Genomic DNA, 14,482 nt, shown 5'->3' on the forward strand with positions numbered 1-14,482 from the left:
TAGTACTAATCATTATATTACCTAAGTTTACGGCACGATTTGATAAGTACGACAAATAATTACTACGAAAAGGATCTTTTATGTCGAACCCAGCTTATTTATGGTTGACGGATGAAAATGGTTCACCGATGGTTGGCCCATCGCTTGTATTGGGTCGTGAAGGTGCTATCGAGTTGAAATCGTTCACCGATAACGTCAATATTCCAGTTGACGGCAATACCGGAAAACTGACCGGTACGCGTGTTCATATGCCGATCATGTTCCAAAAAGAATTCGATCGCGTGACTCCAATGCTTTATCGCGCGCTAAGCACCGGGAAAACCCTGCAATCGGCGACGTTCAAAATGTACCAGATTATTGAGGCTGGATTAGAGCAGGAGTACTTCAATATTATTCTTGAAAACGTAAAGCTGACGTCAATCACACCGGATTTATACCCAGGAGCAAATACAGGAACGCATCTTGAAACGGTTCTTATGCGCTATGAAAAAATTACCTGGAAGCATTGCGATGGTAATATTATCTATACTGACTCATGGAATGAATGGGCGACATATTAACTTGATGGGCAAACGGCGCATTGTATAAGGATGAAAGCCGGGCGATAACGCGTCTCCCGGGTCAGTATGACGGAACGGCAGGCGTAAAAAAGCCCGGTGAATATCGTTTTCACCGGGCTTTTTGTTGACTATCCTCAGGCCTCTTCCACTGAAACCCGCAGCTCGGCCAGCGCGTTCCGCGCCGCCTTCAGCACCAGATCGCACTGCTCGAGGGTCAGCGTCAGCGGCGGTTCGATGCGGATCGTCCTCGCGTTGTTCAGGGTGCCGGCCACCAGCACCCGCTGGCGGAACATCAGGCTGGCAAAGCTATAGCCGATTTCGTTATCCACGAATTCAATGGCCATCAGCATCCCTTTACCGCGGACCTCGTTTACCAGTTCCGGATACTCGCGAGCCAGCAGGCGGAAGCCGTCCAGCAGCAGGTCGCCTTTCTGCTCGGCCTGCGCCGGCAGATTCTCCGTCAGCAGAACGTTGATCGTCGCCAGCGCCGCGGCGCAGGCCAGCGGGTTACCGCCGAAGGTAGTGGTGTGCAGGAACGGGTTGTCGAACAGCACCGAGAACACCTCCTCGGTGGCAACCGTCGCGCCAATCGGCATCACGCCGCCGCCGAGCGCCTTGGCGAGACACAGAATGTCCGGCTGGACGTTCTCATGCTCGCAGGCAAACATTTTGCCGGTGCGGCCCATACCGGTCTGCACTTCGTCGAAGATCAGCAGCGCGCCAAACTCGTAGCACAGCTTACGCACCGCCGGGAGATAGCCCTGCGGCGGCAGGATCACTCCGCCTTCGCCCTGGATCGGCTCAAGGATCACCGCCGCGACGTCATCGCCGGTTTTCTTACACTCGCTGAGCAGCGTGCGCATGGCGTTGATGTCGCCAAACGGCACGTGACGGAATCCCGGCAGCAGCGGCATAAACGGCTTACGGAACGTCGATTTGGCGGTAGCGGACAGCGCGCCCAGCGATTTGCCGTGGAAAGCGCCGCTGGTAGCCACAAAGGTAAACTTGCCGCGCGGGGACTGATAGGCTTTAGCGAGCTTCAGCGCCGCTTCGACCGATTCGGTGCCGCTATTGGAAAAGAAGCTGTACTTCAGCTTGCCCGGGGTCAGGGCCGCCAGCGTTTTGGCGAGCATGGCCCGCAGGGGGTCGAGCAGTTCCTGACTATGAAGAGGTTGCTTAGCGAGCTGGTGCTCTACGGCGGAAACAACGACTGGATTACGGTGCCCTACATTAAAAATTCCAAAGCCACCCAGACAATCAATAAACTCTTGCCCCTGGGTGTCGACAAGCGTATTTAAACTTCCCGCCTGCCACTCTACGGCTCCGTAATCCCCGCCAGCGGTAACAGATTTTCGATATGCTAAAAACCCCGGATTCACGTGCTCTTTAAAGTACTCTCTGACCTCCTGGTTAAGTGCTTTCATCTCCTCATGATCGAGCGTTTGCTTCTCAATGAGATTCAGTGCGTGTGCGCTACAGGCCAGAGCCGATGCGCTGGAAGGTAACCTGTTCAAAGTGTGCTCCTGGGATGGGCGTATCACATGATACTGAGTTAAGTATTGCAGGGATTACGCCACTTCGGTGCAGGAGCTGAAAATCGGGATAAACGCAGCGTGAAAGCGCGATTGCGCAATATTTAATCTTATAGCGATATTATTGGCATGCTTTACTCCTGAGCGGGCGCGGCATGCGCTCCGCGGACCTGGGCCGCGTGCTTCGCCGCGGTGCGCTTTGCCCAACGCCGGGGCAGAAGCGCACCGCGACGGTTTAATCGAGCTGGGAAATCTCCATCGCCGCGCGGTCGATGACGGCAATAATCTGCTTGAGCTGCGCTTCGCTGATGGCCTGCTGATTCACTTTTAAATCGAGCACGGCTTTAAAATTCCCCAGCGCCCGCTTCATCTGCGGATTTTTGCGCAGCTCGTAGCCGACCATCCGCGCCTGAAGACGCTCCTGAATATGGGTCAGGGACGGCAGGTTTTCCTCGTGCAGGCGGCGACCGTCTTCGCTGATTGAGATTTTTTTGCGCCCGTTTTCCTCTTCAACGCCGATCAGCCCCTGATCCTGCAGCATGTCGAGGGTGGGGTAGATAACGCCCGGGCTCGGGCTGTAGTTGCCCTGGGTCAGGCTCTCGATCTCTTTAATCAGCTCGTAGCCGTGGCTGGCGCTGCGGGTGAGGATATCGAGGATAACCAGCCGCAGCTCGCCGTGACCGAAGAAGCGCTGGCGCCGCCCGCCGCCTCTTCGCCCGCGATCGCCTCGTTCAGCGTGATGATCGCGCGAGTCGTGCTCTTCTTCATGATGGTTGTGCATCGTTAGCTCCTGTTTATTTTGATATATCTAATTTATATCTAAATGTATTTACCAGGCAAGCATGATGAAGGTGTTAATTTCAATGAATTGAAATAAAAGGATATTAAGTTACTTTTTGGACTTTTATGCCCTTTGGTTAGGCTATATCAAAAAAGATCTTGCATTCTTTTTTAATGGCAATCATTATCATTTGCAGCAAGTTTAGATATATCTATTTAATTTCACGAAGGCCGCTGATGATGACAACAATGAAAAAAACGCAGTATCCGCAACGCGTACAAAACGAACTCCGTTTCCGCGAGCTCACCGTGCTGCGCGTGGAGCGCGTGGGCGCCGGCTTCCAGCGTATCGTGCTGGGCGGCGAAGCGCTGGATGGTTTCGTTTCGCAGGGTTTTGACGACCATACCAAGCTCTTTTTCCCGCAGGAGGGGGCGACCTTTACGCCGCCGCAGGTGACGGATGAAGGTATTAACTGGGGCGAGGGCGTGCGCCCGGCGAGCCGCGACTACACGCCGCTGTACGACGCCGAACGCCACGAGCTGGCCTATGATTTCTTTATTCATGACGGCGGTATCGCCAGCCGCTGGGCGCTGGAGGCAGGCGTTGGCGATAAGCTGGTGATTGGCGGGCCGCGCGGCTCGCTGGTGGTGCCGGAAGATTATGCCTGGCAGCTGTACGTTGGCGATGAGTCCGGCATGCCCGCGCTGCTTCGCCGCCTGCGGGCATTAAGCCAGCTGCCGGTTCGGCCGCAGGTGACGGCGATCGTCACCATCGCCGATGAATCATATAAAGACTATCTGGCGGAGTTCGAAGGCTTCAACATTGAGTGGCTGGTGGGCCATAATCCGTCCGCCGTTGCCGAACGTCTGGCGCAGGTGAACGTCCCGGCGGAGGACTACTTTATCTGGGTGACCGGTGAAGGCGCGGTGGTGAAATCGCTGCTTGAGCGCTTTAAGGGGGAAGAGATTGACCCGCAGCTGGTGCGCTCCCAGGCCTACTGGCACAGTAAGTAAGCGCCGCGCAATCCCGGGCCGTATTGCCAAAACTCCCAGCTTTCCTACATTCCCGCAGGCGCCTGCGGGAATGTCCGACTCGTTCTATTTCTCCGCCAGGGCCTTAAACACCATCGCCACCGCGTAGGCGCCCGGATCCATATTGCCCAGCAGGCTGTCGCTATTGAGATACGACGCGCGCCCGGCGTTGGCTTTGCTGGCGTGAAGGGTGCTCTCCGCCCCGGCCTCGGCCGCGGCAAACGCCGCCCGCAGGTCTTCAGGCGCCGCCAGCAGCGACGCCAGCGCCGGCTGCAGCGCGTCAATCATGGTGCGATCGCCTTCGTCCGCCCCGCCGTAAAACTTCATCTGCGCCAGACCGGCGTTCAGCGCTTCGGCGACGCCGGCGCCCTGTTCCAGTTTCTGCCCGGCGGCGGTAAAGAAAATAGACATCAGCACGCCGCTGGAGCCGCCCATCACCACGGTCAGGCGTTCGCCGATCAGCGCAAACAGGGTGGCGAGGTCGGCGAGCGGCAGCTGGCGGAGAGTCAGCATGTCGGCCACGTCGCGTGCGCCGGCGGCGAAGGTTGAGCCGGTGTCGCCGTCGCCGACTTTGGCATCCAGCGCGTTCAGATGAGCCTCAAGATCGGACAGCGTGGCGGTCACCGTCCCGACGTAGCCCGCCACCACGCTATGGTCTGAAGGCTGGAACTCGACGCGGCTGCTGCGCAGCGAGCAGGGCATAACGCCGACGGCGCGCGGCTGAACCGGCTTCTGCCAGCCGGCGGCTTCCACCTCGGAGAGCAGCGCTTTCTCAATGCTCTCTTCCAGCACGATCGCGGTAATCGAGAAGCCTTTCATATCCAGGGCGGTGACCAGCGAAGCCGGGCCAATCAGCCAGTCAATGCGCTGATGGAGCGGGGTGTTAGCCAGCTCGCGGGTGAGGATCGCCATTTCCGCGACAGACACGCCGCCGAGATTATTGAGCATCACCGCCAGGCGGCCGGTTTCCGGCAGGGCCGCGGTCAGCTTCTCCACCATCAGCTGCATAATCTGCGCGCTGTTCTGGGTGGCGATAACTGAGGCGCCGGGCTCGCCGTGGATGCCCATCCCCAGCTCGGCCCGATCCTGATGACGACGCGGGGCCTCTTCAGCCTCCTGCGGCAGGTGGCAGCTGGAGATCGCGAGGCCGAGGCTGCAGGTGTTGTTCGCCGCGTGCTGCGCTTCACGCAGCACGGTTGTCAGGTTGTAGCCGCGTTCGGCGAAGTAGCCCGCCACCTTGTGTACCAGGATGGTCCCGGCGATGCCGCGCGGATGTTTGTTATCCGGCAGCGAAATATCGTCGCCGACGATCAGCATCTCGACGCGGTAGCCCAGACGGCGCGCTTTCTCCGCCGCGAGGCCAAAGTTCAGGCGATCGCCGGTATAGTTCTTGACGATCAGCAGGCAGCCCGCTTCGCCGGTGACCGCCTGGATGGCCGTCAGCACCGCGTCGACGCTCGGTGAGGCAAAAATATCGCCGCAGACGGCGGCGGTGAGCATACCTTTACCAATAAAGCCCACGTGGGCCGGCTCGTGGCCGGATCCGCCGCCGGAGATCACCGCGACGTTGCTCTTATTCAGATCGCTGCGCACGACCACGCGGATCGCCGGATCGCTCTCCAGCCGCGCGAGGTTATTCCACGGGCTGGCGATAATCGCCCCTTCAATAACGTCGCTGACGAGGCTGCTGCGCTGATTAAAAAAGAATTGAGACATAACGGTTCCTGGAGGTTGAGCGAAAAAAATCCCCGGAGGCGCGGCCTCCGGCGTGAGGTCAGTCGGCAGGAAGCGGGCTACCTGCGGATAATGCGCCTTCCGGCGACATCAAGGGTGATGGCATCGCCGCTGCGCAGCGTTTTCAGCGCGTCGCCCTGCTGGCACAGGCAGGCGATCCCGGCCTGGCGCGCGATAATCGCGCCGTGGGAAACGTCGCTTCCCTCCTGCAGGCAGATGCCTTTGACCTGCCGGGCGTCGAGCTGCACGACGGTAGAGGGGAAGATATTATCGGCGATGATAATCACCGGTTCATTTACCGCCAGCGGCAGCTCGCTGCGGCCCTGAAGATGGTGCAGGGTGCGGTGGAGCAGATCTTCGATATCAATATAGCGCGCCTGCAGATAGCTATCGCTCAGCCGGCGATACTGCTGGCTGAGATCGACCAGCACCTGGTACCACGCCCACTCGGCGCAGCACTGCTCCTTGCTCAGGATGGCGCAGGCGGCGTCATAGAGCTCCGGGTCGTCGAGCAGGGTATGATGGCCGGAGAAAATGGCCGCGATATCGGCGGAGTAGCGCTCCTCCGCCAGCCGGGTCAGGGCGTTGAGATCCGCCAGCGTCTGGTCGATGGCCTGCTTCAGGCGCCGCTGCTCTTTGACGCTATTGGCGCTGTTTCGCCGCCGCGGCTCGGCATGCGGCAGGGGATAAAGCAGCGCCTTCCCCTGGACCCGCGCGGCGCAGGGGGCGGGGGACGCCGGGGCGGCATCCGGCTGCTCGCCAAAATTCTCCGCCGCCAGCGCCTGGAATGCGGCCAACGCCGCCTCGGCATCCGGCCCGCGGGCCAGCAGCCTTAGCCTGTCGTCGCGGCGCACCTGCAGCAGCGCGATCTTATTGATGCTGTCCGGCGCCACGCACTTGCCGTCTTTCTCCAGCAGCAGATCGGCGCTGAAGCCGGCTAGCGCCGCCACCAGGCGCGAGGCCGGACGAACGTGCAGGCCGTTGTGGTTGTGAATCACCACCGAAACCGACCGCGCGCCGTCGTCATCGGCAAAGGGAGCCGCCTCGGGGGCGGCCTGGGCGGGCGATGGTAACCCCAGCTGGAGGCGCTTGGCTTCCAGCGCGTTCATGGCATCCTCGATAACCTTGTCGATCGTTGATCCCGTCGCCGCGCTGACCGTCGCCGCCAGCGTACCTTCGACCAGCGGCGCCGCGCAGAGGCGAACCTTCGCGGCGATGGCCGGATCGAGAAGATCCAGCGCCGTTTCGGCGCTCAGCAGGGCGCTGCCGATATCCATTATCACCAGCACGTGATCGGCGTCGGCAACGGACTCAATGGCCTCCATCACCTTAATGGGATCGGTGCCGATCGGGCTCTCGGGATCGTCAATCCCGGCGGCGATCGCCAGCCGGCAGCCGTCGCCGATTAACATCTGCCGGGCCAGCTCGCCGACGCCTTCGCCCAGACGGGCGCTATGAGACACAATCACCAGGTTTACCATCGCTTTTTCCTTACTCTTTGGCTGCCGCGGCCAGCTCCTGAATCATAAACATCACCGAGGTCGCGCCCGGATCCTGATGCCCGATGCTGCGCTCGCCGAGGTAGCTGGCGCGGCCCTTGCGCGCCTGCATGGTGATGGTGGCGCGGGCGGCGATCTCCGCCTGCTGGCTGGCGGCGTCCAGCGCGGCGTGCAGCGACAGATGCTGCTCGCTGGAATGGCGCAGCGATTCCACCACCGGTAGCCAGACGTCGCACATCGTTTTATCTCCCGGCTCCGCCTTGCCGCGGTTGACCACGCCGTCCGCGCCTTCGCGCATCATCTGGTACAGCTCGTCGAGGCTGAGGCTCTGGTGCGCCTGGGTCACCTGGGCCGCGCGGATAAAGAAGGTGCCGAACAGCGGGCCGCTGGCGCCGCCGACGTTGGAGAGCAGCGTCATCCCGGTATTTTTAAGGATAAAACCGATGTCCTTATCGGCAATCGAGGGCAGCTTTTCCACCACCTTGCTGAAGCCGCGATGCATGTTCAGGCCGTGGTCGGCGTCGCCGATTTCTTTATCCAGCCCGGTGAGAAAATCCCGCTCTTTGGTAAAGATCTCGCCGCAGCGGTAGAGCCAGTTAACGATCTGGGTTCTGTTCAGTGACATGTTGTGCTCCTTAATGGCCCCAGTTCAGCGCCGGGGTGTGGACAGGGGCATCCCACAGGGCCAGCGTCTCGTCGTCGGCCTTCAGCAGGGTGATGGAAAAGCCCACCATATCCAGAGATGTGCAGTAGCTGCCGATAAGGCTGCGGGCGATGGCGATCCCGCTCTCTTCGCAGCGTTCGGCGAGGCGGTTGTAGACGCCGTACAGCTCCGACAGCGGCGTGGCGCCGAGGTTGTTGACCAGCGCGATGACGCGGTCGCCGTTCTGTAGCGCCTGTTTACTCTGCTGGACGTCCTGCCAGCAGCCTTTGGCCGGGTCCCACTGGCGCAGGGTGCGGCTGTAGGTGCCGTTTTCCAGCAGGGTGGCAAACATTTCGTCCACGGTTTGGTTGAGAGAGCTGAAGGCGCGGCGGTCAATCCCCGGTTCGCCGTGGATGCCGACGCCGAACTCCATTTCGTTATCCTGCAGCTCAAAGGAGGGCTGCCCGGCGGCCGGAACGGTGCAGGCCGCGAGGGCGACGCCGATGGAGTGGCCGAGGTTATTGAGCCTGCGGCCCAGCTCGGCGCAGGCTTCCAGCGAGTCGCCGCGTTCGGCGGCGGCGCCTACCAACTTTTCAATCAGCACGGTGTTGGCCACGCCCCGGCGGCCGGCGGTGTAGAGGCTGTCCTTCACCGCCACGTCATCATCGATCACCACGGTGGTGACCTTGACGCCGCTCTCGTGCAGCAGCTCGGCGGCGGTTTCGAAATTCAAAATATCGCCGGTGTAGTTTTTGACGATCAGCAGCACGCCTTCGCCGCCGTCGATGTTCATCGCGCACTCAAACATTTTATCCGGCGTCGGGGAGGTGAAGATCTCCCCGGGACAGGCGCCGGAGAGCATGCCCCGACCGATGTAGCCGCAGTGCATTGGCTCATGCCCGCTGCCGCCGCCGGAGAGCAGCGCCACTTTGCCGGCGACCGGCGCATCGGCGCGGGTGACGTACACCGGGTCCTGATGCAGCGTTAATTCGGGATGGGCCTTCGCCAGGCCCGCCAGCTGTTCGCTCAGGACATCTTCGACACGATTAATCAGTTTTTTCATCTTCATGCTCCGTCGCAGTGGTTCGATGCGGCCTCTCTGCTGGCGGAGGCGGTCATCGTGTAGGGTTTCGCCAGCTGATGAGAGATGCCCGGCGATGTAGTGATTCTGGCTGAGTTGACGAAAAATAAAATCTGCCCGAAGTTGGTTTCATTCCGGAACGCGATTGCTAATAAATGTTCTGTAATGAAACGTTTATTGCGAAGAAAAAAGCAAAATGCGACCCAGAGCAGTTTTTTTCATACCGCCGCACGGCGGATAAGCGGCGATGACGAAGCGGGTTTTTAGTTTTTTTTCGCGGCAAGAGGCCGATTTACCGGTCAGCTATGCTGCCTGCTGCGCAAATTTTCGCTGAACGGGCGGATCGGGATCGCAATCCCGGCGTTTCATCGCGATTAATGTTTCAATATGAAACGCAAAAATATTTTTACTGTTCCATATCAGAACAAAAAGGCGAAAGATTTTTTTGCTCTCCGCTCGCCCTACAGTGATTGCATCGCTCCGGCAGCGCTCCCGTTCCCCTCGTTAGTAGAAGGCTGAACGCAGCGGCGCCAGAGCTCATAGAGCTCATCATGTAAAAAAATGCACTTATTTGAGGATGAAAGGAATGCTAAAAGTTATTCAATCTCCAGCCAAATATCTCCAGGGACCCGATGCATCCACGCTGTTCGGCGAGTACGCCAAAAACCTGGCGGACAGCTTTTTCGTGATTGCCGACGACTTCGTCATGAAGCTGGCGGGAGACAAGGTGCTTAACGGCCTGCATAGCCACAATATTAGCTGCCACGCCGAGCGCTTTAACGGCGAGTGCAGCCATGCGGAAATCAACCGCCTGAGCGCGATTCTGCAGCAGCACGGCTGCCGCGGCGTGGTGGGGGTTGGCGGCGGCAAGACGCTTGATACGGCGAAGGCCATCGGTTTTTACCAGAAGCTGCCGGTGGTGGTTATCCCGACCATCGCCTCCACCGATGCGCCAACCAGCGCGCTGTCGGTTATCTACAGCGAAGCGGGGGAGTTTGAAGAGTATCTGATCTACCCGAAAAACCCGGATATGGTGGTGATGGATACGGCGATTATCGCCAAAGCGCCGGTGCGCCTGCTGGTGGCCGGGATGGGCGACGCGCTCTCCACCTGGTTTGAAGCGAAGGCCTGCTTTGACGCCAGAGCTACCAGCATGGCGGGCGGCCAGTCCACGGCGGCGGCCTTGAGCCTGGCGCGCCTGTGTTATGATACGCTGCTGGCCGAGGGGGAAAAGGCGCGTCTTGCCGCCCAGGCGGGAGTGGTCACCGACGCCCTGGAGCGCATCGTCGAAGCCAATACCTACCTCAGCGGTATCGGCTTTGAAAGCAGCGGTCTCGCCGGGGCGCACGCGATCCACAACGGCTTTACTATTCTGGAAGAGTGCCACCATCTGTACCACGGCGAAAAAGTGGCGTTTGGCACCCTGACCCAGCTGGTGCTGCAAAACAGCCCGCTGGAAGAGATTGAAACGGTGCTGAACTTCTGCCAGAAGGTGGGTCTGCCGGTGACCCTTGCGCAAATGGGCGTCAAGGAGGATATCGAAGGGAAAATTGCGGCCGTGGCGCAGGCGACCTGCGCGCCGGGCGAAACCATCCACAATATGCCGTTCCCGGTCACCGCCAGCAGCGTCTACGCCGCGATTCTGACCGCCGATCTGCTGGGGCAGCAGTGGCTGGCGCGGTGACAGCGCGCCGCTAAGCCTCTTTTCCGGAGAGCAAAGAGGCCTTTTCTCCCCTTCGGCAGCGACTGCCGGAGGGGTTGTCGTTTTTAACACAGTCGTTTTTAACACAGCGGAAACGGATATGACTGCGCAGACTCAGAGCTTTTCTTCGGTGATAACCCAGTCATGGCATCGCTGCAGCAAGTTTATGCAGCGGGAAACCTGGCAGGCGCCGCACCAGGCGCAGGGGCTGACGTTTGAATCGATCTGCCGGCGCAAGACCGCGCTGCTGACGATTGGCCAGGCGGCGCTGGAGGACGCCTGGGAGTTTATGGATAACCGCCCCTGCGGGCTGTTTATCCTCGACGAATCCGCCTGCATTCTCAGCCGCTGCGGCGATCCGCAGACCCTTGACCAGCTTGCCGGGCTGGGCTTTCGCGACGGCAGCTACTGCGCGGAAAGCATCATCGGCAGCTGCGCGCTCTCCCTGGCCTCGATGCTCGGGCAGCCGGTAAAAACCGCCGGCGACAGCCACTTTAAGCAGGCGCTGCGGCCGTGGTCGTTCAGCTCGACGCCGGTGTTTGATAACCACGGCCGGCTGTTTGGCTCGATCTCGCTGTGCTGCCTGACGGAGCAACAGGCGACGTCGGATCTGTCGCTAACCCTCGCCATCGCTCGGGAGGTGGGCAATTCTCTGCTCACCGACAGCCTGCTGGCGGAGTCCAACCGCCATCTGAATCAGATGTACGGCCTGCTGGAAAGCATGGACGACGGGGTGATGGCGTGGAACGAACAGGGGACCCTGCAGTTCCTTAACGCGCGGGCCGCGACGCTGCTGCATCTCGACGCGCAGGCCAGCCAGGGGCGCAATATTAATGAGCTGGTCACCCTGCCGGCGCTGCTGCGCCGGGCGATTAAGCACGCGCGCGGGCTGAACCATGCGGAGGTCACCTTCGAAAGCCAGCACCAGTTCGTCGATGCGGTGATTACGCTGAAGCCGATTGTCGAAGAGCAGGGCAACAGCTTTATTCTGCTGCTGCACCCGGTAGAGCAGATGCGCCAGCTGATGACCAGCCAGCTGGGCAAGGTGAGCCACACCTTCGAGCAGATGTCGGCGGACGATCCGGAAACCCGGCGGCTGATCCATTTTGGTCGCCAGGCGGCGAGGGGCGCTTTTCCGGTGCTGCTGTGCGGGGAGGAGGGCGTCGGCAAAGAGCTGCTCGGCCAGGCGATCCATAACGAAAGCGAGCGCGCGGGCGGCCCCTATATCGCGGTGAACTGCCAGCTGTACGCCGACGGCGCGCTCGGGCAGGACTTTATGGGCAGCGCGCCGACCGACGACGAAAACGGCCGCCTGAGCCGGCTGGAGCTGGCCAACGGCGGCACCCTGTTTCTGGAAAAAATCGAATACCTGGCGCCGGAGCTGCAGTCGGCGCTGTTGCAGGTCATTAAGCAGGGCGTATTAACCCGCCTCGAAGCCCGGCGGCTGATCCCGGTGGACGTCAAGGTGATCGCGACGACCACCGTCGACCTCGCCAACCTGGTGGAGCAGAACCGCTTTAGCCGCCAGCTGTACTACGCGCTGCACTCATTTGAAATCGTGATCCCCCCGCTGCGGGCGCGGCGCAGCAGTATCACCTCGCTGGTGCATAACCGCCTGCGGAGTCTGGAAAAGCGCTTCTCGTCGCGCCTGAAGGTGGACGACGACGCCCTGGCGCAGCTGGTGAACTACTCCTGGCCGGGGAATGATTTTGAACTGAACAGCATTATTGAAAACGTCGCGATCAGCAGCGACAACGGGCACGTGCGCCTGAGCAACCTGCCGGAGTACCTGTTTACCGAACGTACCGGCAGCGATACCTCCTCGTCGCTGCTTCCCGCCAGCCTGACCTTCAGCGCCATTGAAAAAGAGGCGATTATCCACGCCGCCCGGGTGACCAGCGGCCGGGTTCAGGAGATGTCGCAGCTGCTGAATATCGGGCGCACCACGCTGTGGCGCAAGATGAAACAGTACGACATCGACGCCGGCCAGTTTAAGCGTAAACGTCTGGAGTAGGCGCCTACTCGCCGTACAGCGGCAGGGCAGCGGCGGCGTCGCGGCACAGCCATTGCGTTCGGCGCTGGGCCAGCCTCGCCCGCTGCTGCGCCGTCGGGGGACGCTCGCTGACGACGTAGTCAAAATCACCGACGTGGCCGTTGCGGCACAGCGCCGTGCGGCCAAACTTGGTGCTGTCGATCGCCAGCACCGTGACGTCCGCGCCGGCGGTTAACGCCCGCCGCGCCACTACTTCATCATCGTTAAAATCGTACAGCTCGCCGGCTTCGTCGATGCCGCCGACGGAGACCACGCCGATATCCACCCGGTAGCGGCTAAAGAACGCCAGGGCGTCGCCGCCGATAATATCCAGATCGCGCTTGCGGATACGCCCGCCGGCGATGGTCAGCGCGCACTCCGGAAGCTGGCTGAGCGGCTGCGCGGCGTGCAGATTGTTGGTGAAGACGGCGAGAGAAACGCTCTTCGGCAGGGCGTGCGCCGCCATCTCCACCGTGGTGCCGGTGCCGAGGAAGCAGCTTTGCACCCCGCAGAGCAGCTGCGCAACCTGCTCGCCAATCCAGCGTTTGCCGTTGATATTGACGATCTCCCGCTGCTGGTAAGCGATATTTTCGCGGGCGAAAGGCGCGACCAGGCCGTGGCGGCGCAGCAGCAGCCCCTGCGCCGTCAGCTCCCGCAGATCGCTGCGTATGGTTTGCAGCGAGACGCCAAAGTGCCTGGACAGCGCTTCAATGCTGATTTCGCCGCGTTCTGTCGCCAGGGCGACAATGGCGCTGCGACGGGTTTCCGGTGTCATGTTTCCTTCCTGTCACGCTATTTTCGGCCATGCTAGCGCGGCAATATGAAACTATGACTACGAAAGAAGGTGGTCATATTTTTGTCAGATTCCCCTGTTTTAATCGTCGCAACGAAAACACGGGGACGGAACGATGAATAACAAAAACGCGCTGGCGGCGATGCTGCTGACCATCATGAGCGCATCGGCTTTTGCCAAATCGACGCTGACGCTCTACACCAGCCAGCCCAACGAAGACGCGCAGACCACCGTCAGCGCCTTTGAAAAAGCGCACCCTGACATTGAGGTGAAATGGATCCGTGACGGAACCACGAAACTGACCGCCCGCCTGCAGGCCGAATTAGCCGCCGGCGCCGGCGCGCCGGACGTGCTGCTGATCGCCGATAGCGTCACTATGGAAGCCCTGAAGCAGCAGAATTTACTGGCCGGCTATCGCTCGCCGCAGGCCGGCCGCTTTGACGCCCAGCTGTATGATAAAGACGGCTACTACTACGGCACTAAGCTTATCACCACCGGCATCGCCTGGAATACCAGGGCGCCGGTTAAACCCACCTCCTGGCTGGATCTCCTCAAGCCGGAGCTGAAGAACATGACCACGCTGCCCAGTCCGCTATACTCCGGGGCGGCGCAAATCCATCAGGCGACGCTGATGAGCGCTCCCGACCTCGGCTGGCAATACTACGAGAAGCTAAAAGAGAACGGCGCGATGCCGCAAAGCGGCAACGGCGCGGTGATGAACGCCATCGCTTCCGGCAGCAAGGCCTACGGCGTGCTGGTGGACTACATGGCCATTCGCGAAAAGGCCAAGGGCGCGCCCATCGAGTTTACCTTCCCGAAAGAGGGCGTCAGCATCGTCACCGAGCCGGTGGCGATGCTGAAGAACGCCAAAAACCCGCAGGGCGCGAAGGCGTTTATCGATTTCCTGCTCTCGCCCGAGGGGCAGAAGCTTGTGCTGCAGCAGGGCTACCTGCCGGCCGATGCGTCCCTGCCGGTGCCGAAGGGCTTTCCGCCGCGCGACAGCATTAAGCTGATGCCGTTCGACGCCGCCAAAGCGCTGGCCGACACCGAGGCGAACAAAAAGCGCTTCGCCGACCTGTTCGGCAGCCGCTAAT

General features: G+C 60.6%; 12 protein-coding genes. 5 read left to right on the forward strand and 7 right to left on the reverse strand.

What is annotated here, in order from left to right; all coding sequences use genetic code 11:
* Positions 1-80: 80 nt before the first annotated feature.
* A complete protein-coding gene (locus AC1M2H_RS03225) occupies positions 81-560 on the forward strand; it encodes an Hcp family type VI secretion system effector (RefSeq protein WP_480150258.1) in 480 nt (159 codons plus the stop codon).
* A 134-nt stretch (positions 561-694) separates the two neighbouring features.
* Here the strand turns inward: AC1M2H_RS03225 and ygjG are convergent, their stop codons facing one another.
* Together ygjG and AC1M2H_RS03235 are read right to left on the reverse strand one after the other, a co-directional pair.
* Entirely contained in the window at positions 695-2,074 is a 1,380-nt protein-coding gene (gene ygjG, locus AC1M2H_RS03230) for a putrescine aminotransferase (protein ID WP_480150259.1), read from the reverse strand.
* Between the two features lie 253 nt (positions 2,075-2,327).
* Positions 2,328-2,873, reverse strand: coding sequence for a PadR family transcriptional regulator (locus tag AC1M2H_RS03235; RefSeq protein WP_480150260.1), 546 nt, complete (start codon positions 2,871-2,873; stop codon positions 2,328-2,330).
* Positions 2,874-3,109: 236 nt separating this feature from the next.
* Between AC1M2H_RS03235 and AC1M2H_RS03240 the strand changes: the two genes are divergently transcribed.
* Positions 3,110-3,886: a siderophore-interacting protein gene (locus AC1M2H_RS03240; RefSeq protein WP_480150261.1), complete on the forward strand. Its 777-nt coding sequence runs from the start codon at positions 3,110-3,112 to the stop codon at positions 3,884-3,886.
* An 84-nt stretch (positions 3,887-3,970) separates the two neighbouring features.
* Here the strand turns inward: AC1M2H_RS03240 and AC1M2H_RS03245 are convergent, their stop codons facing one another.
* From AC1M2H_RS03245 to dhaK, 4 genes are all read right to left on the reverse strand, one after another.
* On the reverse strand, positions 3,971-5,620 hold the full coding sequence (locus tag AC1M2H_RS03245) for a glycerone kinase (RefSeq protein WP_480150262.1): 1,650 nt from the start codon (positions 5,618-5,620) through the stop codon (positions 3,971-3,973).
* A 77-nt stretch (positions 5,621-5,697) separates the two neighbouring features.
* Positions 5,698-7,119 carry a dihydroxyacetone kinase phosphoryl donor subunit DhaM gene (gene dhaM, locus AC1M2H_RS03250; RefSeq protein WP_480150263.1) on the reverse strand — a complete coding sequence of 474 codons (1,422 nt, stop codon included), beginning with the start codon at positions 7,117-7,119 and terminating at the stop codon, positions 5,698-5,700.
* Between the two features lie 10 nt (positions 7,120-7,129).
* The gene (gene dhaL, locus AC1M2H_RS03255; protein ID WP_480150264.1) at positions 7,130-7,762 is read right to left on the reverse strand and encodes a dihydroxyacetone kinase subunit DhaL; all 633 of its coding nucleotides are present in this window, start codon (positions 7,760-7,762) and stop codon (positions 7,130-7,132) included.
* 10 nt (positions 7,763-7,772) lie between these two features.
* Positions 7,773-8,843 (reverse strand): dihydroxyacetone kinase subunit DhaK, encoded by a 1,071-nt coding sequence (gene dhaK, locus AC1M2H_RS03260; protein ID WP_480150265.1) that lies wholly within the window; start codon positions 8,841-8,843, stop codon positions 7,773-7,775.
* Between the two features lie 604 nt (positions 8,844-9,447).
* Between dhaK and AC1M2H_RS03265 the strand changes: the two genes are divergently transcribed.
* Entirely contained in the window at positions 9,448-10,545 is a 1,098-nt protein-coding gene (locus AC1M2H_RS03265) for a glycerol dehydrogenase (protein ID WP_480150266.1), read from the forward strand.
* 118 nt (positions 10,546-10,663) lie between these two features.
* Entirely contained in the window at positions 10,664-12,577 is a 1,914-nt protein-coding gene (gene dhaR / locus AC1M2H_RS03270; RefSeq protein WP_480150267.1) for a dihydroxyacetone kinase operon transcriptional regulator DhaR, read from the forward strand.
* A gap of 4 nt (positions 12,578-12,581) precedes the next feature.
* On the opposite strand, the gene AC1M2H_RS03275 is transcribed toward dhaR, so the two are convergent.
* Complete coding sequence (locus AC1M2H_RS03275; RefSeq protein WP_480150268.1) at positions 12,582-13,370, reverse strand: DeoR/GlpR family DNA-binding transcription regulator; 789 nt, start codon at positions 13,368-13,370, stop codon at positions 12,582-12,584.
* Positions 13,371-13,503: 133 nt separating this feature from the next.
* Between AC1M2H_RS03275 and AC1M2H_RS03280 the strand changes: the two genes are divergently transcribed.
* Positions 13,504-14,481, forward strand: coding sequence for an ABC transporter substrate-binding protein (locus AC1M2H_RS03280; protein ID WP_480150269.1), 978 nt, complete (start codon positions 13,504-13,506; stop codon positions 14,479-14,481).
* Position 14,482: the final 1 nt, after the last annotated feature.

This window comes from Klebsiella sp. F11 (assembly GCF_056712265.1).

Excerpts from the sequence above, each read along its gene's own strand:
- AC1M2H_RS03240 (WP_480150261.1), top strand. The coding sequence starts at position 3,110 with ATGATGACAACAATGAAAAAAACGCAGTATCCGCAACGCGTACAAAAC.
- AC1M2H_RS03245 (WP_480150262.1), bottom strand. The coding sequence starts at position 5,620 with ATGTCTCAATTCTTTTTTAATCAGCGCAGCAGCCTCGTCAGCGACGTT.
- dhaK (WP_480150265.1), bottom strand. The coding sequence starts at position 8,843 with ATGAAAAAACTGATTAATCGTGTCGAAGATGTCCTGAGCGAACAGCTG.
- dhaL (WP_480150264.1), bottom strand. The coding sequence starts at position 7,762 with ATGTCACTGAACAGAACCCAGATCGTTAACTGGCTCTACCGCTGCGGC.
- AC1M2H_RS03235 (WP_480150260.1), bottom strand. The coding sequence starts at position 2,873 with ATGCACAACCATCATGAAGAAGAGCACGACTCGCGCGATCATCACGCT.
- AC1M2H_RS03275 (WP_480150268.1), bottom strand. The coding sequence starts at position 13,370 with ATGACACCGGAAACCCGTCGCAGCGCCATTGTCGCCCTGGCGACAGAA.
- dhaM (WP_480150263.1), bottom strand. The coding sequence starts at position 7,119 with ATGGTAAACCTGGTGATTGTGTCTCATAGCGCCCGTCTGGGCGAAGGC.
- dhaR (WP_480150267.1), top strand. The coding sequence starts at position 10,664 with ATGACTGCGCAGACTCAGAGCTTTTCTTCGGTGATAACCCAGTCATGG.
- AC1M2H_RS03265 (WP_480150266.1), top strand. The coding sequence starts at position 9,448 with ATGCTAAAAGTTATTCAATCTCCAGCCAAATATCTCCAGGGACCCGAT.
- AC1M2H_RS03225 (WP_480150258.1), top strand. The coding sequence starts at position 81 with ATGTCGAACCCAGCTTATTTATGGTTGACGGATGAAAATGGTTCACCG.
- AC1M2H_RS03280 (WP_480150269.1), top strand. The coding sequence starts at position 13,504 with ATGAATAACAAAAACGCGCTGGCGGCGATGCTGCTGACCATCATGAGC.